Source organism: Paenibacillus melissococcoides (assembly GCA_944800085.1).
In the GTDB taxonomy this organism is placed as follows: Bacteria; Bacillota; Bacilli; order Paenibacillales; family Paenibacillaceae; genus Paenibacillus_B; species Paenibacillus_B melissococcoides.
In genome coordinates this window covers 487,104-509,546 of sequence record CALYLO010000004.1, presented here as the reverse complement: position 1 = coordinate 509,546, position 22,443 = coordinate 487,104, and the positions used below count along the sequence as shown (strand labels likewise).

The following is a 22,443-nucleotide window of genomic DNA, read 5'->3' as shown; positions in this document are numbered from 1 at the left end:
ATGCCGTACACACCGTACACCGTATTCCATCCGTATTGTATAAATCGGCCTGGAAGATGTCAATGCTTTTTTGCGGACAGGCATGCAAATTGCTCTGTATCCAGCGAGTCCCTTCGGTATTGCCCTCCATCTTATGATAGAATATAAGAATCCAATTTAACTCGGACACAGAATAGGGGATTACTTATGTTAGCCATCATCTATGACCTGGAAATGACCGTAAAGCGGAAAAAAGGGGAATTCGCGGAGATTATCGAGATCGGCGCGGTAAAAGTAGCGGAGCAGGACGGCAAGGCGGCCATCGTCGACACGTTCCAAGCCTTCGTCAAGCCGACGCTCTCCCCCAAGCTGTCGCAGGATACGGTCAATTTCACGGGCATCCGCCAGGAAGACGTCAACGCTTCTCCCGTCCTGCAGAATGTGCTGGATCAATTCGTCGCCTGGATCGATACAGAGGATTACGCGCTCTGTTCCTGGGGACCGGACGACAAAGCCCAATTCCTGAAGGAATGCCGCATGAAGCGCATCCCGCTCCACTGGCTGCGCAACCACAACAATTTGCAGAAGCCGGTGTCTCAGGTCATGAACCGGGGGAGCCACCAGCAGGTCGGACTGAAGACGGCGCTTGACACGCTGCAGGTTCCGTTCGTCGGCACGCAGCACCGGGCGCTCGATGACGCATACAATACGGCGCTGATCTACATCCATATGATCGATCATATCCAGCTTCAGCGGAATGAAGTTCAGGAGCATCCGAGCTATGAGAGCGCGGTCGTCTATCGGGACGAGCCGGAAGACGATACGGATGCGAATCCGTTCGCGGCGCTCGCCCGGCTGCAGCTGCCGAAGGAGTGAGCCGGGGAGAAGCGCCGGCAGCCGGCAGCCGAACGAGCCGGATCGTTCCGCCCCAGCTCTGGCTATCTGCTCCTTGTACGCCGCTTGTCGCTGATCCACGAAAACGGAATGCCCGGCAGGAGCAGCCAGCAGGAGATGACGAAGTTGCGGCTGAAGGCACGGGTTGCCGCAGCGCAGCCGCCTCACTTCCTGCATCTGACCGCCAGATGCTCCGCGAACAACTCCCGCTGCTCCGGCGGAAGGCTCGGCGGCGGCATGGGCACCCTGTTCCCCGATTCCGGCAAGCGCCGTCTCGGCCGACAGCTTCGGCGATGCCATGTTGGCTGCCGGAGCGGGAACGGCCAGCTTCTCCGCCAACTGCCCCTTAAGCGCAGCATCAAGCACCGCGCTCGCTAGCAGCGTATTGGCCGCGAGCATGCGCGCCTCTTCCAGTTCCTCCGTCATATTGGACTGCAGCATCGGGACGATCGGAGCGACGCCAAGCGCGCTGCCCGTCTCATCCGAGCGGATCAAGGCGGAGACCATCGACATGATTGCCGCTTATTTGCTTGGCGCGAAGGAGTAATGCCGCCTGTTCCGATTCCTCGTTCTCCAGGCATATGCAAGAACCGCCCGGCATCTGCCGGACGGTTCCCTGTCCTCGGGACATAGGTCCCGCATATATCAGGTTTTTTTACGCATTATTGAATTCATCCGGATTCGGACCGACGCGCTTATCCTGATTCAGCCCGTTGATATCGGCCATTTCTTCTTGCGTAAGCTCGAAGTCGAATACATCGAAGTTTTCCCGGATGCGCGATGGCGTGACCGATTTCGGAATGACGATGTTGCCCTTCTGCAGATGCCAGCGGATCACCGTCTGCGCAGGCGTCTTCCCATGCCGGCCCGCGATCGCTCCGATCGTCTCGTTCGTCAATATATCGCCGCCCTGCATCAGCGGGCTCCAGGCCTCCAACAGAATCTCGTTGCGCGTGCAGAATTCCCGCAGCTCGTTCTGAGCCAGGCGCGGATGGCATTCCACCTGGTTGACGGTCGGCTTCACGCTGCACTCCTCCAAAATCAGCTCCAGATGCGGGATATGGAAGTTCGATACCCCAATCGCCCGCACGCGGCCGTCGGCATACAATTTTTCCAACGCTTTGTATGTATCGACATATTTATCGTTCGCAGGCACCGGCCAATGAATCAGATACAGGTCGACATAGTCGGTTCCCAGCTTTTCCAGACTGGTCTCGAACGCCCGCAGCGTCTCGTCGTAGCCTTGATCGGAATTCCATACTTTAGTCGTCAGGAAAACATCTTCGCGCTTTACGCCGGACTCGCGCATTCCCTCGCCTACGCCTGCTTCATTCTGATAGATCGCTGCCGTATCAATGAGGCGGTATCCAATCTCCAGCGCCGTCTTGACCGATTCTTTGACTTGCTGCCCTTCTTCTACGCGCCATACCCCCAGGCCAAGCTGCGGCATGCGCACACCATTATTCAAAGTAACGATCACCTTAACAACCTCCTCATTCGTAAAAAAGTGAGTTCATACAGATACTGCGCGATGGCGCTCCCTCTATCCAGTATAGCCCCATTCCGAGCCCCAAATCAAACACTGCCCTATATTACCCGAACCGCGCTGCATCCAATCTTGCCCCCCTGCCGCCCCCCGGGACAAGCCCGCGTCAGAAGAATAGCCGCATCCATGGGAAGCGGCTTGGAATCACGATTATGCCTCATCCTGCAGGCGCGGCGTCACGCCCGGATATTGATACGCCAACGGCTCGTCGAAGGTCGCATAATCGAAATTGACCATCAGCATCACGATACGCTGGCCCGTATTCGGATCGCTGATAATAATATGATCGCGTCCCGCTGCCTCCAGCACGCCGCGGAACACCTTCGCGTTCCATTGGGAGTTATTTTCGTAGGTCATGTAGAAGGTGCCGATTTTTCCCAGATTCAGCCGAAAAATGTTTTCGATGTAGGACTCCTCAAAGAGCTGGGGCGGCGCGACCATCACCGTTCCGCTTGGCGTCATCATGCTGCCGCTTGGCACCGACGGCGGAACCGCGGCCCCCTGCACCTGCTGCGGCGCCATGTATACGGACGTCGTCGGGGCGCCCATATACGGGGTCGGTGTCGGAGCTCCCATGTACGGGGATATACATTTCGACCCGCCCCAAGGTTGCGGCTGATACGCCTGCGGATTGGAATATCCATACGTGGAATAGCTGTAACTCATCTTGCACTCTCTCCTTATCAGCCTTTACGGCTTTTTATTTGTTGTGTCAGAAGCGATATTCATGCTTGACAGCCACTGCAGGATGGAGACTTACCGGTACACATCCGGACAATCGTCGCCAGACGGGGCAAAGAAGCAGTGCGCCTTATACCTGCCGGCATTCGGCTGATTGTACCAGGTTGCCGGACATTCTCCCGACGGGCGGAAGAACCACAGCGCGTAAGTAGCTGGCCATGTACGCTCCCCGTTGATGACACGCCTGGCCAGACGGATTTCGGACTCACGCGGCCTTTGATAGAAATAGCTTTTCTGAACCGCTTCGTATCCTCCCGGGCTCTGATATACCATATCTCTCATCGTCCTTACATTCCTAAAATCAAGACAGTTCGCTAAGATCCGATTTACCCCTACATTGCCAACCATCAGCATGCCGAGTTCTCCTTCGCCTTCCGCTTCGGCCCGCACCAGCCGCGCCAGCAGCCTTGCGTCTTCGGAGTTTGCTTTGATGACCGCCATCTTCGTCCGCTCCCCTCCTTTCTTTCGATATCATCATATGTGCAGGCGCCTATTTGGTGACAACGGACAAGGGCCGCAAAGCAGAAAAGACCGGCTCTCGCAAGAGCCGGTCCGGTAAGACCTCTATAAATCCTATTGATAAGGTCAAATCCTCTACTATTTGTTACACAGAAGCGTACAAACGTGCTACGCTTTCTTCCGCCACGCGCTTGGCATTCTCCAGCAATTCTTCGGCACGGTCCGGAACGGCGTTCATGCCTTCCACGACAATGTTCTCATACTCCGTAATTCCGATGAATCCCATAACCGCCTTCAGATACGAATTCGCGAACTGCAAGGCCTGTGCCGGGCCTTCGGAATAGAAGCCTCCGCGCGCTTCGATATGCACGACGCGTTTGCCTTGAAGCAGGCCTTGAGGGCCTTCGGCCGTATATTTGAACGTGCGGCCAGCAATAATGACATTATCGATATAAGCTTTCAGCATCGTTGGATAGCTCAGGTTCCACATTGGCGTAATGAAGACAATCAGGTCTGCGGCAATGAATTGCTCCAAAATCTCGTTCATGCGGCCGAGCACTTCCGTTTGCTGCGGAGTCAGCGCTTCGCCTTTCGCTGCTTTGCCCCAGCTGTCCAGCACGCTGCCGTCAATGAGAGGAATCGTATCTTCATACAGGTTCACGCGTTCGATGGCAACGTCGCCCTTCGCTTGCAGCGCAGCCAGGTAATGCTCGCCCAGGCGCAGTCCATAGGACATTTCCGTCGGCTTCGGATTGGAATTCACAACGAGTACTTTTTTCATCGTTCTTTCACCTCTGTATCAAATTTGCTATCAATGATCGAGTTGTTGATGTTGACTCAGCACTGTCGCTCATTAAATAACATGAACTTACTTTATGTAAGTATAATAACGAATGTTACTTACGAATGTCAAGCTATATTTTTTAGGCGACAATGAAATAGAAAGGCGGCTCTGGAGAGCCGCCGTGTCGTTACCCCAATTGGTTGTCGGACTGGACGCTTCGCACAAGCTCCGCCGCGCTCGAAGCAGATGCGTTGGAAGACAGCGACGACGTGATGCTTTGCGTTTGACCGCTTGGCTGGAAGCTGCTTGGCACTACATTTTGCTGCGCGCCATGAGTTTGCGCTGTAATGCTTTGCGTTTGGCCGCTTGGCTGGAAGCTGCTTGGCACTACATTTTGCTGCGCGCCATGAGTTTGCGCTGTAATGCTTTGCGTTTGGCCGCTTGGCTGGAAGTTGCTTGGCACTACGTTTTGCTGCGCGCCATGGGTTTGAGCCGTAATGCTTTGCGTTTGACCGCTTGGCTGGAAGTCGCTTGGCACTACGTTTTGCTGCGCGCCATGAGTTTGCGCCGTAATGCTTTGCACTTGGCCGCTTGGCTGGAAGTTGCTTGGCACTACGTTTTGCTGCGCGCCATGAGTTTGCGCCGTAATGCTTTGCGTTTGGCCGCTTGGCTGGAAGTTGCTTGGCACTACGTTTTGCTGCGCGCCATGAGTTTGCGCCGTAATGCTTTGCGTTTGACCGCTTGGCTGGAAGTTGCTTGGCACTACGTTTTGCTGCGCGCCATGAGTTTGAGCTGTAATGCTTTGCACTTGACCGCTTGGCTGGAACGCTTGGCTTGCAAACGATGGGGCTCCATAGCTATGTAAGCCGCTTGGTTGATAAGCTCCATAGTTGGATTGAAGCCCGCTTACGATGCCGCCAGATAAGCCTTGGCCGCCCAGCGCCGAGAAGCTGCCTTGGCCGCTGAAGCGGTTGTATGCCCCTTCGTTCGCCGTGCTGCCCGATGGGCCGGAGTTATTGCCGGCATACGTGCTTGCCACGATGCCGCCGCCGGTCAGACCGCCAGCCATGCCGTAGCCGCTTGTCGGCGCGAAGCTTCCTTGACCGCTGAAGTTGTTATACGCGCCTTGATTCGCCGTGCTGCCCGATGGCCCGGAGCTATTGCCGGCATACGTGCTTGCCACGATGCCGCCGGACAGACCGCCGGTCGCGCCATAGCCGCTTGTCGGCCCGAAGCTTCCTTGACCGCTGAAGTTGTTATACGCGCCTTGATTCGCCGTGCTGCCCGATGGGCCGGAGCTATTGCCGGCATACGTGCTTGCCACGATGCCGCCGGACGGACCGCCAGCCAAGCCATAGCCGCTTGTCGGCGCGAAGCTTCCTTGACCGCTGAAGTTGTTATACGCGCCTTGATTCGCCGTGCTGCCCGATGGGCCGGAGCTATTGCCGGCATACGTGCTCGCCACGATGCCGCCGGACAGACCGCCGGTCGCGCCATAGCCGCTTGTCGGCGCGAAGCTTCCTTGACCGCTGAAGCGGTTGTATGCCCCTTCGTTCGCCGTGCTGCCCGATGGGCCGGAGTTATTGCCGACATACGTGCTTGCCACGATGCCGCCGGACGGACCGCCAGCCAAGCCATAGCCGCTTGTCGGCGCGAAGCTTCCTTGACCGCTGAAGTTGTTATACGCGCCTTGATTCGCCGTGCTGCCCGATGGGCCGGAGCTGTTGCCGCTGTACGTGCTTGCTACGATGCCGCCGGACAATCCGGCTCCGGATGACGGCGCCTGACTTTGAGGTCGAAATTGTTGAAAAGTCATGCCTTTGCCTCCTTATAGGATATGAAAGTGGGCCGAACCTGCGCTCAGCACTCGCCATTATTATGGATAGACAGGCAGGAGGTTTATGCATTTTCCTTATGAAATTGTTATTACATGAACAAGCGAACCTTTGGATTCTCGCGGCAATTGATTGTACAATGGATATGGCTTGTTTTGGGCTTATCGATATGTAAAGGAGCTTATCAATGTTCGAGTGGAAAAATATTTTTCGCGGAATTCTCATTGGCGCCAGCGATCTCATTCCTGGCGTCAGCGGCGGAACAATCGCTCTCGTCCTCGGGATATATGAGCGCCTGATCGCCGCCATCAGCGGGTTCTTCAGCCGGGAATGGAAGAAGCACCTGGGCTTTCTCGTTCCGCTGGGAATCGGTGTCGGCGCCGCCCTGCTGCTGCTCAGCCGCTTGATGAAATGGCTGCTGGCCGAGCATCCCCAGCCGACATTCTTTTTCTTTTTGGGCCTGATTGTAGGCATCCTTCCTTTTCTGTGGAAAGAAGCGGACGCCTCCCGATCCTTCAAGGCCATCCATTACGTATTGGCCATTGCCGCAGGGGCAGCCGTAGCGGCCACCGCTTTCGTCCGTCCCGAGGGACAGGCTCCGGTTATTGAATTGACCGCCTCTTCCGGCGTGTTCTTATTTCTCGCAGGGTGGCTCGGAAGCATGGCCATGATCCTGCCGGGAATCAGCGGCTCGTTCGTGCTGCTGCTGCTCGGCGCCTATCCGACGGCGATCCATGCGCTGTCGACCCTCGATATTCCGTTAATCGCCATCATCGGCAGCGGCGTTATCGTCGGCTTTATCGTCAGCAGCAAATTCATCCGCATGCTCCTCGCCCGCTTCCCTGCCGTGATGTATGCGTTAGTCATCGGGATGGTCGTCGGCTCGCTTGTCGTCGTTTACCCCGGATTGAACGGGTCTGCGGTGACGCTCGTCATCAGCATCGTCACGCTGGCGGCGGGATTTGCCGCCGCGTTCTTGCTGGGACAGCGCCCGACGCAGAAACTAGAAGCAAAAATCAACGTCCAATAACAGAAGGCACCGGCCGTCACGGCCCGTGCCTTCTTCCGCATATATGAAGTCGATCGTAGATGATGTGAGATTATTGCGCGTCGGTATAACGATGATATTCCGCATGCAGCGGGCGAAGCTCCAGCCACCGCTGGAAGGTTACTCCTTCCCGTTGTTCTCTGCTAAGGAGATGCTCCATGTCTTGGATGCGGACATCGGGCAAGGACCCTCTGCCCTGGTAATGCACGTTGACAGCCAGCGTCAACGTATCCGGATAACCGGGAATCGCGGAAGACAGCCGCCCTTCCATGGGCGCATTCCCGATTGGGTACGTACCGCGCTCGGACTTGGGTGTGCCGGTGGCTTCATCCGGGCGGATCTCCACCATACTTCCCAGCGGATATGTCCGCGGCCATTGCCGTACGGTATGCGCAGGCTTCCGCGCACATAATGATAGCGGCCGTCCATGACGATCTCGCCGCCCATGAATCGGCAGCGCTCCTCCCGCTCCCAAGGCTCGATCTCCGTCACATAGAATGGAGCCGAACAATTCGTATATACCCCGGTAGGGGCCTTTTTCTCCGGCTTGCGCAGCCGGATGCGATGGCGCCGTCTCCTCCCGGCGGCGGCTGAATTAGCGTTACCGTTCACATCATCAATCAATTTCATCTCTGTATCTCTCCCTCCAATAATAATTTACTCAAAATTTGGAAGATTGAAAGAGGGAGATTGTGAACATTTTGTAACAAAAAACTACAAAAATCAACACCAATATGTCGAATTATATCAATTTATTTTAAGAACCCGGCGTAACACCCCTGGTGAACATGAGTAAGAACCAACACCGTTTTATAATGGCTCGGATCCGATATTTGTAGTTTCTGGGGAACATCCTTTCATTCCCAGAATTCATAATTCGCTCCAACTATCCGATAAAACATTTATCGAAGAAATAGGGCAAGCTGTTCCCCGCATGAAATTGCTGCACAGGCGCAGCATTTTTAACCTCAAGAGGCTAAATTCCGAGAAAATCCTGCAAAATTACATTATTTCTCCATTTTGAACGCTATTTATGCTTCGCCGCACGGTGGTTGCTGTATTTTTGCAGTAATCGTATTTTCGCAACCTCGTGTCAATGAAATTGCTGCATTCTTGCAGTATTCGTGGAGCAGATGATAGGGATAAAAAACGTAAAGAACTCCCGCGGTTGCAGTATTCGCGGGAGTTTGTCCTTCAATCCGAAACCTGCAAGCCGCTCGCCTGCAGGTTCCCCGTCATGCCCCTATTCGCTTCCGGCCGCTTAGCGGTTCAAGAGGCTGCCCACATAACGCAGCAGCTCGTTCGCGCAGACCGGGCAATACCCGTGCTCCTCCATTAACCGGGCGGATACCTCGTTGATGCGCTTCAATTGGTTCTCATCCGGCGTCTTCGTCGAGGTTGTAATTTTCACGATATCCTTCAGGTCGGCGAACAGCTTCTTCTCCACCGCTTCCCGCAGCCGTTCATGGCTGTTGTAATCGAACTTGCGTCCTTTGCGGGAATATGAGGACAGGCGAATCAGAATTTCCTCGCGGAACGCCTTCTTCGCGTTTTCTGAGACGCCGATTTGCTCCTCGATCGATCGCATCAGCCGCTCATCCGGATCCATCTCCTCGTCTGTCAACGGATCGCGGATTTTTTTCCAATTGCAGAACGCCTCGATGTTATCCAGATAATTCTCGAACAGCGTCTTCGCCGATTCCTCGAAGGAGTAGACGAACGCTTTCTGCACTTCCTTCTTGGCCAGATTGTCGTATTCCTTGCGCGCCACCGAGATGTAATTCAGATACCGCTCCCGCTCCTCCTTCGTGATCGAAGCATGCTGATCCAGACCGTCCTTCAACGCACGCAGCACATCCAACGCGTTTATGCACTGAAGATCTTGCTTGATCAAGGCGCTTGATATCCGGTTAATGACGTAGCGCGGGTCAACCCCTGACATCCCTTCCTCGGAAAATTCGCTCTGCATCTCCTTCAGATCATTCTCTTTATAGCCTTCCACTTCTTCCCCGTCGTACATGCGCATCTTTTTGACCAGATCCATGCCCTGCTTCTTCGACTCCTTGAGCCGGGTCAGGATAGAGAAAATTGCGGCGGCCCGGAGCGCATGCGGCGCGATATGAACATGCTTCATGTCGCTCTGGTTAATCAGCTTGGCGTATATTTTTTCTTCTTCGGATACTTTGAGATTGTATGGTATCGGCATCACGATCATCCGCGATTGAAGCGCTTCATTTTTTTTGTTGGCTATGAAGGCCTTGTACTCGGATTCGTTCGTATGGGCCACGATCAGCTCATCCGCGCTGATCAACGCATATCTTCCCGCTTTGAAATTCCCCTCCTGGGTAAGCGACAGCAGATTCCAGAGGAATTTCTCGTCGCATTTGAGCATCTCCTGGAACTCCATCAAGCCGCGGTTCGCCTTGTTCAATTCCCCGTCGAAGCGGTATGCCCGCGGATCGGACTCCGATCCGTACTCCGTAATCGTCGAGAAGTCGATGCTTCCCGTCAAATCCGCAATATCCTGGGACTTCGGATCGGACGGACTGAAGGTGCCGATGCCAATACGGTTCTCCTCGGAGATCAGCACGCGTTCGACCGGAACTCGCTCGATGTCGTTCCCGTATTCGGTGCGGAGCCGCATCTGGCACGCCGGGCACAGATTGCCCTCGATGCGGACGCCCAGCTCTTGCTCCACTTCGGCTCTCAGTTCATGCGGAATCAGGTGCAAAGGCTCCTCATGCATCGGGCAGCCCTTGATCGCATAGACGGCTCCCTTCTCCGTGCGCGAGAATTGCTCCAGGCCCCGCTTCAGCATCGTGACCAACGTTGATTTGCCGCCGCTGACCGGCCCCATCAGCAGCAGGATGCGCTTGCGCACATCAAGACGCTTGGCTGCCGAATGGAAATACTCCTCTACCAGCTTGTGCACGTCACGGTCCAGACCGAAGATTTCCTTCTCGAAGAAGGCATATCGCTTATGCCCGTCAGCCTCCTCCACGCCGTGCGACGCGATCATCTCATACACGCGTGCATGAGCCGTCATCGCAGGGGTCGGGTCTCGACGCAGCAATTCCACATATTCTTTAAAGGTACCGGTCCAAGCCAATCGTTCGCTCTCGGCGCGGTGCTCCGAAATCCGCTTGAAAATATCCATACTCTATACCTCCATTGCTCCCGATTTGCAACACAGCCCTTCATCGCCGCTTCGCTTCGTATACGGTATGCACGTGTATCAACGATTGCTCATGCTTCTCACAGACTGGCCGCGCCTCGCGGGCTTCCTCAGCCCTTCCGGAGCGGATGCGTGAACAAAGTGTAATACATACTTATGCCGCCCGGACGGATTATTAGCACGATTATTTGCAGACCAACTTGGAGAAAAGCAAGCCTGCCCCGGTCATGTTATACTCGTGTTATCAACGATCCGCGGAGCCCCCTAGCGCGACACGTGACCGGGAAATGCGGGTCGGCCAAGGTTCGGAGGATGAGAGGGGTTGCGGGCAATGGAAGCTTTAGACCATCGTGAAGCAAAGCCGGCCAAAACGGCGGCACGGAAGGAATCGGAGCTGTACGCTCCGTTGAAGGCATTCTTTGAAGCAAGGGGGTACATCGTGCGCGGCGAGGTGCGCCATTGCGATCTGGTCGCGATGCGGCCGGAGGGGCCCGAGGGACAGGAGGAACCGCCGATCATCGTGGAAATGAAGCCTTCCTTCAATCTGACGCTTGTCCTGCAGGCGCTCGAACGGCAGAAGGTGTCGCCGCAGGTGTACGTCGCGGTCGAGAAGAAAAAGGGAGGCAAAGGACACTCCGTCTCTTCCCTGCGCCAGTTGTGCGGCAAGCTCGGCATCGGCTTTCTGCTCGTCACGTTCTACAAGCGCAAGGCGCCGTTCGTCGAGATCGTCTGCACGCCGGCAGGTTCGGAGGCCAGCTACATGGAGACGCGGCCCGTAAAGACCAGAACGGCCCGGCTTGTGCGCGAATTCAGCGCCCGCAGCGGGGATTACAATGTGGGAGGCACGACGAAGCAGCCGCTCGTGACGGCTTATCGGGAGAAGGCGCTGCGCGCGGCGCGCTGCCTGGCGGACGGCCCGCTCCGGGCGGCCGCCGTGCGGGACGGCAGCGGCGTCGGCGATGCGGCCGCCATCCTGCAGCGCAATTATTACGGCTGGTTCGAGCGGGTCAGCCGGGGCGTCTACGCGCTGACCGGGGAAGGGCGTGAGGCGCTGGAGCGCTACGCCCATGTCGTGCGTGAATGGCGCAAGCCCGGGGCCGGGACAGCGGAGGTCGCCGGCCTGCCGATGGCGGGCGATACATAACCCGCCGCCCGGCTGCGGGCTACTCGCCGGCATAGCGGCCGAGGAATTCGGATACGGCTTCGCTCAGCCGCTCCATGCCCGTGCGGATTACGTCCGGCTCCGCGAACGAGTAATTCAGCCGCATCGTATTGCGCTTCGGCTCTCCGGCATAGAATGACGTTCCTGGCACGAAGGCGACGCCCTTGTCGACGGCGCAAGCCAACAGCGTCTGGGAATCCAGTCCCTCCGGCAGCTCCACCCAGAAGAACATGCCGCCCTGCGGCTTGTTCCATACGGAACTGCTCCAACTGTCCCGGGACAGCTCGGCTTCCATCGTCTCCATTCTTTCCTTGTAAATGGAAGACAATTTATGGATATGATCATCAAGCTTAAACACTTCCGGCAGCAGCATTTCGCTCAAAATGAGCTGATCCAGCACACTGGTATGCAGATCAGCCGATTGCTTCACGCGCGCCATCATGCGGATAATCTGGCGATCGGCGACCGTCCACCCTGTTCTTAATCCAGGCGCAACTGTCTTGCTGAACGTGCTCGTATAAGCGACGAGACGATGATCCGTCTCGCCCTCCAGCGCGGCGATATTGGGCACGCGATCCGAAGTGAACCGCAATTCCCCATACGGGTCGTCCTCCAGGATGACCGTTCCGTGCTCCCGGCACAGATTTAGCAGCGCTTGTCTCCGCTCGACGCTCCATACCCGCCCGGTCGGATTCCCGAACGTCGGCACGACGTAGACGAATTTTGGCTTATGCCGCTTCAGCTTCTCCGCCACATCCTCGGGAATCATGCCCTGGTCGTCGCTGTCCACCGGGACGATGTTCGCTTGCTGCATCCGAAGCACCTGCAAGCAGGCCAGATAGGTCGGATTTTCCACGAGGACCGTATCCCCCGGATTCAGCAGGGCCCGCGCGAACAGATCCAACGCCTGCTGCGATCCGTTCGTAATCAGAATCTCGTCGACGCCAGCCGGAATGCTCCGTTGCGAGTGGAGACGCGCACCCAGACGCTCCCGCAGCACGGTCGTCCCTTCCGTCAGACCGTATTGAAGCGCTTGCGGGCTTTGCTGCAGGACGCGATCCGCCGCATATCGAATCGCTTCCATCGGGAAGTATTCTTCGGCCGGCAGGCCTCCTGCAAATGAAATAATCGATTTTCCTTGCGTTAATTTCAAAATATCGCGCACGGCCGAGCTTTCGACGGATGACACGCGGGTAGAGAATGAGTATTGCATTCGGCTATCGCCCTTTCCCATTTTTCAAAAATGATACACCCAATAGTTGTGTTATGCAATGGGATAGTCATTGTTCCAAGTGCGGTCTTATCGCTTGCAACCGTCTGCCCGAGCTTCTCGCGATGTCTTCCGGAAGCTGGTTTTGGCTCGCCCTTTTATTCGGAGCTAGAAAGGGGAAATCTATCGTTTTTTTGTTATATCTATGTCTATTTTGTATGTTTTTTGCAAAATTTTATCCACCAGTGATAGAATACATGCTAGAATAGTAAATGTTTTGACGAAATACGACTTCATTCGAGGTGATTAGACTATGCAGCCATCCACGAATTCTTCTCCCGAGACCTCCCGTCGCGCTCGAACGAAGACTAGCGGTTCGAATGCCAAATGGTTCCTTCTGTTCTGGGTCGTCATGATCGGGATTGGCGTGACGGCGACCTATTTCTATAGTGATTATATGAAAAAGACGATGCTGGAAGATTTGCAGAAACAGACCGAGGCCCAGCTCAAGATCGTGCAGCAGTCCTACGAGCAGCAGTTGGCCGACATGAACAAAAAGCTGGACGAAATGCAGAGCAAGGTGGACACGTTCAACCAGCTTCTCACCTTCACGAAGGACAATGCGTCGGATAAGACCGACAACAGCAACAAGCTGTACACTCAATTGAATGAAGTGAAGAAGCAGTTGAATGAGTTGAAGAAAAAAATGGATCTTTTGAAATAGCAGTGAGGCGATACGATGAATGTGCGAGTAAAACAAATAAACCGGCTGTTCATGCTGATTACCGCCCCATTCATAGGGATGATGATCTGGATGCTGGCTTCCACGCTGCACGTCACGGCGGAGGTGAATTGGTCGCCTCCTTCCGAGCCGGCGGGCTGGACGGACAAGAATGAGAAGCTATACATAAGCTTGGACGAGGCGGAGCATACCGCCTCCTTCACGGTAGAATCTATAAAGAAGACGTCGGTTCTGTATCGGCAGACCACCGAGGCGATGAATGATATCGTCAGCACCGCCGTCACGCAGGCGAAGCGTCCGGAGCAAATCTATGACCGGCGCATCTCGGCCAAGCTTGGCACCGTGCGGGAACGAATCGACAGCGACAAGCTGCGGGCCGAATTGTACCGGATTAACCAGCCGACCTACCAGGGCTATGCCATGAAGGTGAAGCTGAAGGATCCGTCCGCCATGCGCCTGACGCTGGGCAAGGACAAGTACGGCGGGGACGAGACGACCTTGCAGGCCGTCAAGCGCTACGGCGCCGTCGCCGGAGTCAATGCCGGCGGGTTCGCGGACGGAAAGGGCAACCGGTATCCGCTCGGAACGACGGTCATGAACGGCGAATATGTCAACTCGTTCGAACCGACCTACAAAGACCTGGCCTTCGTCGGGCTCGATGTCGGCGGGAAGCTGATCGGCGGCAAATTTTCGGAAAAGGAGCAATTGGATACATTGAAGCCGCAGCACGGTGCTACCTTCGTGCCGGCGCTGCTCAAGAACGGCCGCAAGCTGGCCATTCCGCAGAAATGGCAATCATCCCGGGCTCCGCGGACCGTAATCGGCAATTATAAGGATGATCAATTATTAATCCTTGTCGCGGATGGGTATGATGAGAATGGAAGCTCCGGCGCCAAGCTGGAGGAACTGCAGGCGAAGCTGTCGAACCTCGGCGTCATCGATGCCTATAATCTCGACGGCGGCGGCTCCTCGTCGCTCATTTTCAACGGCAGAGTGGTGAACAACCCTTCGGACGGAGAGCTTCGGGCACTGCCGACTCACTTTTTGTTTTTCAAATAAATAGGGGCTGCAGCACCGAGCGACAAAAAACCTAATAGAATACCACAGAATGCGTTCGTCGCGCCGTGCGATTTTTCACGTTTATCATTTCCTTTTTGGCATGTCTTGGTTATAATGAGATTAGATCAATGGAGGTGGGCGTACCATGACGACGACGTTCTGGATTATCGTGCTCGTGATGGCCATGTTCTTGACAGCTATCTTAACAGCAGGTTATAACGACGATAAGACCAAAGGCTTATAAAGACGAAGAAGCTTCCCGGACGCAGGGGAGCTTTTTCTGTAGCGGGGACAAGCTGCATTGGCCGCCGGAAGCCAATGCAAAGCCGCGGCACTTCAGCCGCGGCTTCGTTCGCTCGACAGGATTTAGCTCGCTTTTTGCCCATTTTCGTATGAGTTAATTTCAAAGGTAATAATTTTATCATAGATAATGACATCTTTGCGTTGCTTGAACGGGCCTTTATTGTTGCCGTGCTTGTCGATAAAAAATGTGACGGGTCCCGTTCCGCCAGCCCGGCCTTCATACCAACTGATGAACGCGTCGACTTCCTGCATGGACAAGTCGTATTCCTTGTCCGCCCCGTTAATCAGTGTAATCCGGAGCAATGCGCGATCCCCCGCACCGCCTGGCTCTCCAGGTTCGCCCGGCTCACCTGGTTCTCCGGGTCCCGGCCCCGGCTTGTTCCCCGCCTGCGGCGTCACGGCCACTTCATTGGATGTCGCCAACTCCTCGGCTTCATATAATGCCGTGACGACATAATAGCAGACGGTTCCGTTCACGACACTCGTATCGATATAACCGTAAGTGCTCGATGTAACGGTAGCAATCGTGGCATAAGGCCCTCCCGTCGTTTCGGAGCGTTTCACGTTGTAGCCTGTCGCGTCATTGATGGTGTTCCAGCTTAACGTCACACTCGCGTCTCCTGCCGTTCCGTTCAAGACAATCGGCTCCGCTGGCGGCACGCCGGTCGTCTTCCCGAACACATTCCACTCCGCAATGGTGGAATAGGAGCCGGTCGATTTCATTACTACCGTCTTCACGTTACTTACGGGAACGGGCAACGAATCAATGCCATCGTTAACGACAGGGTTATAGGATAACAGCAGCTGGTCGTCCGCATCATAGAACTCGATAACAGCATTCGTGCCTGCGGTTTTGTTCATAATAACAGCGGTGATTTCGGCCGGTGCGGAAAAGGTGTGCCAAACGAATTTGCCTGCGTTGATCTGATAGCGGGACGACGCGTTATTATCGGTCAATATCCGAACGGATTCTGACGGATTCGCCAACGAAGCGCCTGCCTTCAGCGTCAATCCGTCTAACAGACCTCCCGTATACTTGGTAGCGTTAGGACGGATGCTCTTCTCACCGGAATGAGCGCTCTCGCCCGCTTCGTTAAGCGCGCTCACCACATAATAGTACGTCACGCCGTTCGTCACAGCCTTGTCCGTATAAGCAGTTCCCTTTACATTCGAAGCAAGCATGGCGTATGGACCGCCGGGAGATGTTGCCCGCTTGACATGGTAGGCTTTCGCCCCCGTCGATCCCCATTCGAGCGTTACCGTCTGGTCCCCGCCGTAGATCCAGTTAATGGCCGGTACGGAAGGCGGAAAGGAAGGAGTGGCGAACACGTTCCACTCCGCTATCGTCGAATAGGAGCCTGTCGGTTTCAACACGACCGTCTTTACATTATTGACGGGAACAGGCAACGATACAATGCCGTCGTTAACGACAGGCTGATAGGATAACAGCAGATGAGCGTCTGCATCATAGAACTCGATAACGGCATTAGTGCCCGCGGTTTTATTCACAATAACTGCGGTGATTTCAGCCGGATCGGAAAAGGTGTGCCAGACGAATTTGCCTGCATTCACCTGATAGCGGGACGACGGGTTATTATCGGTCAATACCCGTACGGATTCGGTCGGATTGGCCAGAGATGTGCCTGCCTTCAGCGTTAGCCCCTCCAACAGGCCGCCGGTATACCTGGTGGCGTTCGGACGGATGCTCTTCTCGCCGGAATGGGCGCTCTCACCAGCCTCGTTGACGGAACTTACGACATAGTAATAGGTAACGCCGTTCGTGACGGACTTGTCCGTATAAGCAGGTTCCTTCACATTCGCCGCGAGCATGGCATAAGGGCCTCCCGGGGACGTTGCCCGCTTGACATGGTATGATTTCGCCCCTGTCGATCCCCATTCGAGCGTTACCGTCTTGTCGCCTGCCTGAATCCAATTGATAGCGGGAACGTAAGGCGGCGCCGAAGGCGTAGTAAACACATTCCACTCCGCAATCGTCGAATAGGAGCCTGTCGGTTTCAATACTGCCGTCTTCACATTCTTGATCGGAACAGGTAAAGATACAATGCCATCATTGACGACAGGCTGATAGGATAAGAGCAGATGGTCGTCCGCATCATAGAATTCAATAACGGTACTAGTGCCTGCGGTCTTATTCACAATAACAGCGGAAATTTCAGCCGGAGCGGAAAAGGTGTGCCAGACGAATTTGCCTGCGTTTAACTGAAATCTTGTTGCCGCATTGTTGTCCGTCAATTGCGTCACCGGACTTCCTGACGGCTGCCCTATGGCGCTTCCCGTTGGCAGCGGAACGCCGTCCAGGCCGCAGCGGCGTTTACGGGCACGGCGTGAAGCAACCCTGCAATCAACGTCAACACAATGCACAACCAGCCGATCTTGTATAACTTCATCTTGTTACCCCCTAGAAAATGAAAATTTAAGTAATAATATGTAATTACATTCCCATTATATAGCATTCTATCTGGCGGAGGTATTGTATTTTTTATGACTTTTTACAAAAAACAGAGGTGATTAGAAGAAAAAAATCATCATACAGCCTTTATTAGAATATCCGCAGATGAATGAGTCTTCGAAATGGATATAAAAAAAGAAGCATCTTGCGATGCTTCTTGGCCCGGCTAGCGAATGAGATGCGTCATCTCATTCATGCATGGAGAACATATGTATCGTTCCTTGAATTCAGCGACTCCATCCATGGACCCGCAGAATACGCACTTCGGACGGTAGCGCTCCAAAATAATATGGTCGCCTTGCACCAAAATTTCGACAGGATCCCCCTCGTTCATCTGGTAACGTTTTCTCAATGATTTGGGCAACACAATGCGTCCCAGTTGATCGACTTTACGGACTACTCCGGCAGGTTTCATCTGTTCCACCCTCTCTTGTATATACTCCTCATGACTACCCTTAGAAAACTCTGCTTCTATTACTTCTACTTCGATACTATAGACAAAATTCCTGCTGAAAAATACCAATCAATTTCGATTTTGTCTATTCTGTTCATCATTTGTCTATAAGTGCCTGGCAGGAAAGTACGCCGCATTCCGTTACAGGCGGGCGATCTCTCCGCCCATCATCTAAGTATATCGTCGCATTTTTTCTTCGAATTTTCTATGAAATTAGACTCAGGGGGGCGAAGATTGTTCCTGCCAGACCGCAGCAACAAACCTTCCCTTCGCCGCCTATTTGATCAACCCGGGAAAACCGAGCTGGCGCAGCGCTTCATAGACCATGATCGCGGCCGAATTCGACAAATTGAGCGAGCGGACCTTGTCGGTCATGGGCATGCGCATGCACGTTTCGCGGTTCGCTTCGATCAGCTCGGGAGGCAGGCCTTTCGTCTCTTTGCCGAAGACGAGGAAGTCGCCGTCCCGGAACGAGAAGTCGCTGTAGCATTTGTCCGCCTTGGTCGTGGCATAAAAAAAACGCGAACCCGCGTATTGATCCAGCACCTCTTGGAACGAATCATGATATTCGATATGGACAGCGTACCAATAATCCAGACCGGCACGCTTCAACGTCGCGTCATCCGTGCGGAAGCCCAGCGGCCGCACAAGATGCAGGTGGGTGCCTGTCGCGGCACAGGTGCGGGCGATGTTGCCGGTATTAGCCGGAATTTCCGGTTCCACAAGCACGATATGCAGTGCCATTCTGTTCACCTCACATTCTGAACTCATTATACAACATCATGCCAAAAATCGCGATTTAACATCCCGTTTACGTTTGTTTAATATAACGCTGACGATCCTATTGCATAATAGAAGCAGGATGGAATCGATGGGAGGGAAAGTTATGAAGTCCAAAATACTTGTCGTTGACGATGAGCCATCCATCTCTACCCTCATTGAATATAATCTGAAGCTGGCCGGTTACGAGGTCATGTGTGTGTGTACGATGGAGAAGCGGTCTTCGAAGTACTGCCTACCTTCCGGCCCGATCTGATTGTGCTGGATCGGATGCTGCCGAAAAGCAGCGGCCTGGAGGTCTGCCGCAAGCTGCGCGAGCGGAGCAATATGGTGCCGGTGATTATGCTGACCGCCATGCAGGAGGTCGGAGACAAGATCGACGGGCTGAACAACGGGGCCGACGATTATATGACGAAGCCCTTCTCTCCGCAGGAGCTGATCTCCCGCATTCAGGCGGTCATGCGCCGCATCCGTTCCTTGCCGCTTCATGACGATGGCCAGGTCTATCAGATCGGGCCGCTCACCGTCATGGCCGATCAGCGGGAAGTGAAGCTGGACGATCGCCCCATCGACCTGACGCCGAAGGAGTTCGAGCTGCTCGTCTTTCTGTGCCGGCACCGCGGCAAAGTGCTCAGCCGACAGCAGCTTCTGCAGGGCGTCTGGGACTATCATTTTCTCGGGGATACGCGCATCGTCGACGTCCATATCAGCCACCTGCGCGACAAGCTGGAGAAGAATGCGCGCAATCCCGAATATATTATGACGATCCGGAACGTCGGCTATAAGCTGACCGAGCCGGTGCGGCGCCATCTCGCCGCCGAAGGATAGGCCTGCCATCCTCATTCCTGAATCCGTACCCGCTTGTTCTGAAGAGCATGCGGGTATTGGTGCGCTTCCATCCTCCTAGTCCTATATACCTACGACCTAAATTCTCCCTCTACTCCTCCAGAAGAGTCGTTTCTTCAAATTTCGACAAAAATCATCCCGGAAGTTCAGGATTATCGACGGATTGATCGCTTTGCGGCGCTGCCTGTTCCGCCAGGTTTGGTAATGTGGAGGGCCTTTTAAAATAGGTTGATATGTTCATATGAATTCATACCATTGATTGATAGAATTTAACCGCTTTTATATTTACACTGGTATGGTATCGCTATCAATTACAAGCCAAGGAGTTGACACCAATGGCAAGACGAATCGGCAGCACTCTGCTGTCCAAAGTATCCCCTCTGTTCACCGCATTCGGGCTTATCGTGCTCGGACTGGCCGCGAGCGCCATCTTCGCGGATAGCGCATCGGCTCACGGCTACATCGAATCTCCGGCCAGCCGTGCCTATCAATGCAAGCTGGGCCTGAACACGGATTGCGGACGCGTCATGTATGAGCCGCAAAGCGTGGAAGCCAAAGGCAACTTCCCGCAAGGCGGACCGGCTGACGGACATATTGCCGGCGCCGGCATCTTCGCTCCGCTGGATGAGCAATCGTCCGATCGGTGGAACAAGGTGAAGATGCAAGGCGGAACGAATACGTTCCAATGGTACCTGACAAAGCCGCATAAGACAACGGAATGGAAATACTATATTACAAAAAAAGACTGGGATCCGAACAAGCCCCTTACTCGCGCGGATCTGGATCCGGTGCCGTTCTGCACGATTCAGGAAGGAGGCCAAATGCCGCCTGAGAGGGTAACGCATGAATGCATCGTGCCGACCGATCGCAGCGGCTATCATCTGATTCTCGGCGTCTGGGAGATCGCGGACACAGGCAATGCGTTCTATCAAGTGATCGACGTCGATCTCGTCAATGACGGTTCGGCAATCGAACTGCCGACGGCTCCGGGACACCTCGCGGCTTCCGCTCGGACCGAGACTTCGATCACGTTGAACTGGACATCCTCTTCCTCTTCGAACGGGATTAAGGCTTACGAAGTATTCCGCAACGGCGCTTCGCTGGGACAGACGGCCGGAACATCATATCGCGATGCGGGGCTGACTCCGGATACATCCTATACGTATACGGTGCGGGCCATCGATCAGGCGGGCAATGTCTCGCCGTTATCCGCGCCCCTTGCTGCGGCGACGCTGCCGCAGGACAATAACGGCGGAGGCGGCGACGGAGAAGACGGCGATGGAGAAGGCGGCACCGAGCTTCCGCCGACCGGCGAGACGACCTGGAAATCCGACGTCATCTACAACCGGGGCGACCGCGTACTCTACGACGGCTTGGAATACGAAGCCCAATATTGGACGCAGAACAATCGCCCTGACGTGTCGGATGCGTGGAAGCTGATCAGCAACGTCATCCTGGATTGGAGCAAGGATAGAGCCTACAATGGCGGAGACAAGGTGAAGCATAACGGCGCCGTCTACCAGGCACGCTGGTGGACCCGCGGCGAGGAGCCGGGGCGCGCCGATGTATGGCAAGCCGTGAAGTAGACATCCATAGAGCGGTTCAAGGCGATGCTTTGAACCGCTCTTTTGGCTTATTGCACGATAAGCCCGCCTCGACCACCTTTTGACCCCCGCGCATTCTTATATTCGCAGAGGGATATATTTTGGGCAAACCCAACGCCCCGCGAGAAAACCTCGCGGGGCGTCATCAACTTATATTTTAGCCGTTCTTCTGTTGGAATTGCTTCATGAACTGCGCCAACGCCTCGCAGCTCGCATAAGGGACCGCATTGTAGATTGAGGCGCGCAACCCGCCGACGCTGCGGTGTCCCTTCAGACCGACGAAGCCCGCTTCCCCGGCTTCCTTGATGAACGCTTTCTCCAGTTCCTCATCCTCGAGCCGGAAGGTGACGTTCATCATCGAGCGGCTGTCATGCGCCGCGCAGCCACGGTAGAAGCCGCCGCTCTGGTCGATGGCGCCGTACAGCAGCTCCGCCTTCGCCTGATTGTCCCGCTCGACCTGCGCCAATCCGCCGCGTTCCTTGAGCCATTGCAGCACCAGGTTCACCATATAGATGGAGAAAGAGGATGGCGTATTGTATAAAGAATTATTTTTATAATGAGTGCTGTAACGAAGCATGGTCGGAATCGTCGCCGGGCTGTCCGCCAGCAGTTCTTCCTTGGCGATGACGACCGTAACGCCGGACGGACCGAGATTTTTCTGCGCGCCCGCATAGATCATCCCGAACTTCGAGACATCGATCGGACGGCACAAAATGTCGCTCGACATATCGGCGATAAGAGGCACCGCCCCCGTATCCGGATAAGCGGCGAACTGCGTTCCCTCAATCGTCTCATTGGAGGTGAGGTGAACATAGGCGGCGTTCTCCGGAGCAACGATCTCCTCCGGTGCCGGCATGCGCATGAAGCGATCGGATTCGGTCGAGGCGATGACCCGGGTCTCGCCGATAAGCTCCGCTTCCTTGATCGCCTTGCTGGCCCAGCTTCCGGTATGAACGTAAGCGCCCACCTTGCCTGCGGCGAGCAGGTTCATCGGCACCATGGCGAACTGCGTGCTCGCTCCTCCCTGCAAGAACAACACATCGTAGCCGTCCGGAATCTGGAACAGCCCCTTCAATAATTGCTTCGCTTCATTATGAACCTGTTCGTAGACGGCGCCGCGGTGCGACATTTCCATGATGGACATGCCATGGCCCCGGAAATCGATGAATTCGGACTGAGCCCGCTCCAATACTTCCAATGGCAAAGCTGCCGGACCGGAATTGAAATTGTACGCGCGTTGATGTTGTTCCATCCGTTTCTCCCACCTTCGTGTTCTTGTCTATCCAATATTTTATCGATAATCATAGCAGTAATTGAAGTTCGCTTCAAGGAGGTAACGCAAAAAAGTCTGC

At 54.9% G+C, this 22,443-nt stretch carries 22 protein-coding genes and 1 pseudogene; 9 read left to right on the top strand and 14 right to left on the bottom strand.

All coding sequences use genetic code 11. The features are described from left to right. Nucleotides 1-186 precede the first annotated feature (186 nt). The 3 genes from OCY70_RS17140 (at nucleotide 187) to OCY70_RS17130 (ending at nucleotide 1,420) form a co-directional block, all read left to right on the top strand. Nucleotides 187-855: a 3'-5' exonuclease gene (locus tag OCY70_RS17140; RefSeq protein WP_213429356.1), complete on the top strand. Its 669-nt coding sequence runs from the start codon at nucleotides 187-189 to the stop codon at nucleotides 853-855. Between the two features lie 135 nt (nucleotides 856-990). Beyond that, nucleotides 991-1,251, top strand: coding sequence for a hypothetical protein (locus OCY70_RS17135; RefSeq protein ID WP_213429355.1), 261 nt, complete (start codon nucleotides 991-993; stop codon nucleotides 1,249-1,251). A gap of 7 nt (nucleotides 1,252-1,258) precedes the next feature. After that, nucleotides 1,259-1,420 (top strand): hypothetical protein, encoded by a 162-nt coding sequence (locus OCY70_RS17130; RefSeq protein WP_213429354.1) that lies wholly within the window; start codon nucleotides 1,259-1,261, stop codon nucleotides 1,418-1,420. A gap of 108 nt (nucleotides 1,421-1,528) precedes the next feature. On the opposite strand, the gene OCY70_RS17125 is transcribed toward OCY70_RS17130, so the two are convergent. The 5 genes from OCY70_RS17125 to OCY70_RS17105 form a co-directional block, all read right to left on the bottom strand. Continuing rightward, nucleotides 1,529-2,353 carry an aldo/keto reductase gene (locus tag OCY70_RS17125; protein ID WP_283776773.1) on the bottom strand — a complete coding sequence of 275 codons (825 nt, stop codon included), beginning with the start codon at nucleotides 2,351-2,353 and terminating at the stop codon, nucleotides 1,529-1,531. Nucleotides 2,354-2,569: 216 nt separating this feature from the next. Continuing rightward, nucleotides 2,570-3,085 (bottom strand): spore coat protein GerQ, encoded by a 516-nt coding sequence (gene gerQ / locus OCY70_RS17120; protein WP_213429353.1) that lies wholly within the window; start codon nucleotides 3,083-3,085, stop codon nucleotides 2,570-2,572. A 90-nt stretch (nucleotides 3,086-3,175) separates the two neighbouring features. Beyond that, nucleotides 3,176-3,601 (bottom strand): cell wall hydrolase, encoded by a 426-nt coding sequence (locus OCY70_RS17115; protein ID WP_213429352.1) that lies wholly within the window; start codon nucleotides 3,599-3,601, stop codon nucleotides 3,176-3,178. A 163-nt stretch (nucleotides 3,602-3,764) separates the two neighbouring features. Continuing rightward, nucleotides 3,765-4,400, bottom strand: coding sequence for an FMN-dependent NADH-azoreductase (locus OCY70_RS17110; RefSeq protein ID WP_213429351.1), 636 nt, complete (start codon nucleotides 4,398-4,400; stop codon nucleotides 3,765-3,767). Nucleotides 4,401-4,590: 190 nt separating this feature from the next. Continuing rightward, the gene (locus tag OCY70_RS17105) at nucleotides 4,591-6,219 is read right to left on the bottom strand and encodes a hypothetical protein (protein ID WP_261944993.1); all 1,629 of its coding nucleotides are present in this window, start codon (nucleotides 6,217-6,219) and stop codon (nucleotides 4,591-4,593) included. A gap of 206 nt (nucleotides 6,220-6,425) precedes the next feature. On the opposite strand from OCY70_RS17105, the gene OCY70_RS17100 reads away from it, so the two are divergent. Beyond that, a complete protein-coding gene (locus OCY70_RS17100; protein WP_213429349.1) occupies nucleotides 6,426-7,268 on the top strand; it encodes a DUF368 domain-containing protein in 843 nt (280 codons plus the stop codon). A gap of 70 nt (nucleotides 7,269-7,338) precedes the next feature. Here OCY70_RS17100 and OCY70_RS17095 read toward each other — a convergent pair whose 3' ends face one another. From OCY70_RS17095 to OCY70_RS17085, 3 genes are all read right to left on the bottom strand, one after another. After that, nucleotides 7,339-7,557, bottom strand: a complete 219-nt coding sequence (locus OCY70_RS17095) for a DUF2199 domain-containing protein (RefSeq protein WP_249725368.1) — start codon at nucleotides 7,555-7,557, stop codon at nucleotides 7,339-7,341. Beyond that, complete coding sequence (locus tag OCY70_RS17090; protein WP_249725366.1) at nucleotides 7,509-7,916, bottom strand: hypothetical protein; 408 nt, start codon at nucleotides 7,914-7,916, stop codon at nucleotides 7,509-7,511. The genes OCY70_RS17095 and OCY70_RS17090 overlap by 49 nt, the downstream gene beginning before the upstream one ends. A 631-nt stretch (nucleotides 7,917-8,547) precedes the next feature. Further along, nucleotides 8,548-10,443, bottom strand: coding sequence for a PrkA family serine protein kinase (locus OCY70_RS17085; protein ID WP_213429348.1), 1,896 nt, complete (start codon nucleotides 10,441-10,443; stop codon nucleotides 8,548-8,550). Nucleotides 10,444-10,792: 349 nt separating this feature from the next. Here OCY70_RS17085 and OCY70_RS17080 point away from each other — a divergent pair, with 349 nt between their 5' ends. After that, the gene (locus tag OCY70_RS17080) at nucleotides 10,793-11,605 is read left to right on the top strand and encodes a DUF2161 family putative PD-(D/E)XK-type phosphodiesterase (RefSeq protein ID WP_213429347.1); all 813 of its coding nucleotides are present in this window, start codon (nucleotides 10,793-10,795) and stop codon (nucleotides 11,603-11,605) included. 19 nt (nucleotides 11,606-11,624) lie between these two features. Here the strand turns inward: OCY70_RS17080 and OCY70_RS17075 are convergent, their stop codons facing one another. Beyond that, on the bottom strand, nucleotides 11,625-12,836 hold the full coding sequence (locus tag OCY70_RS17075; RefSeq protein WP_213429346.1) for an aminotransferase-like domain-containing protein: 1,212 nt from the start codon (nucleotides 12,834-12,836) through the stop codon (nucleotides 11,625-11,627). A gap of 310 nt (nucleotides 12,837-13,146) precedes the next feature. On the opposite strand from OCY70_RS17075, the gene OCY70_RS17070 reads away from it, so the two are divergent. Together OCY70_RS17070 and OCY70_RS17065 are read left to right on the top strand one after the other, a co-directional pair. After that, entirely contained in the window at nucleotides 13,147-13,557 is a 411-nt protein-coding gene (locus OCY70_RS17070) for a hypothetical protein (protein WP_213429345.1), read from the top strand. 15 nt (nucleotides 13,558-13,572) lie between these two features. Next, a complete protein-coding gene (locus tag OCY70_RS17065) occupies nucleotides 13,573-14,634 on the top strand; it encodes a phosphodiester glycosidase family protein (RefSeq protein WP_213429344.1) in 1,062 nt (353 codons plus the stop codon). A gap of 366 nt (nucleotides 14,635-15,000) precedes the next feature. Here the strand turns inward: OCY70_RS17065 and OCY70_RS17060 are convergent, their stop codons facing one another. From OCY70_RS17060 to trmL, 4 genes are all read right to left on the bottom strand, one after another. Next, on the bottom strand, nucleotides 15,001-17,199 hold the full coding sequence (locus OCY70_RS17060) for a hypothetical protein (protein WP_249725364.1): 2,199 nt from the start codon (nucleotides 17,197-17,199) through the stop codon (nucleotides 15,001-15,003). Between the two features lie 20 nt (nucleotides 17,200-17,219). Next, entirely contained in the window at nucleotides 17,220-17,345 is a 126-nt protein-coding gene (locus OCY70_RS17055; protein WP_261944992.1) for a hypothetical protein, read from the bottom strand. 228 nt (nucleotides 17,346-17,573) lie between these two features. After that, nucleotides 17,574-17,822: an AbrB/MazE/SpoVT family DNA-binding domain-containing protein gene (locus OCY70_RS17050; RefSeq protein WP_213429360.1), complete on the bottom strand. Its 249-nt coding sequence runs from the start codon at nucleotides 17,820-17,822 to the stop codon at nucleotides 17,574-17,576. 315 nt (nucleotides 17,823-18,137) lie between these two features. Beyond that, nucleotides 18,138-18,605, bottom strand: coding sequence for a tRNA (uridine(34)/cytosine(34)/5-carboxymethylaminomethyluridine(34)-2'-O)-methyltransferase TrmL (trmL, locus tag OCY70_RS17045; protein WP_213429343.1), 468 nt, complete (start codon nucleotides 18,603-18,605; stop codon nucleotides 18,138-18,140). A 142-nt stretch (nucleotides 18,606-18,747) separates the two neighbouring features. Here trmL and OCY70_RS17040 point away from each other — a divergent pair. Next, a pseudogene (locus tag OCY70_RS17040) lies at nucleotides 18,748-19,469 on the top strand (response regulator transcription factor). A 353-nt stretch (nucleotides 19,470-19,822) separates the two neighbouring features. Beyond that, nucleotides 19,823-21,073, top strand: a complete 1,251-nt coding sequence (locus OCY70_RS17035) for a lytic polysaccharide monooxygenase (protein WP_213429342.1) — start codon at nucleotides 19,823-19,825, stop codon at nucleotides 21,071-21,073. Nucleotides 21,074-21,248: 175 nt separating this feature from the next. Here the strand turns inward: OCY70_RS17035 and serC are convergent, their stop codons facing one another. Next, the gene (serC, locus tag OCY70_RS17030) at nucleotides 21,249-22,343 is read right to left on the bottom strand and encodes a 3-phosphoserine/phosphohydroxythreonine transaminase (protein WP_213429341.1); all 1,095 of its coding nucleotides are present in this window, start codon (nucleotides 22,341-22,343) and stop codon (nucleotides 21,249-21,251) included. Between the last annotated feature and the right edge of the window lie 100 nt (nucleotides 22,344-22,443).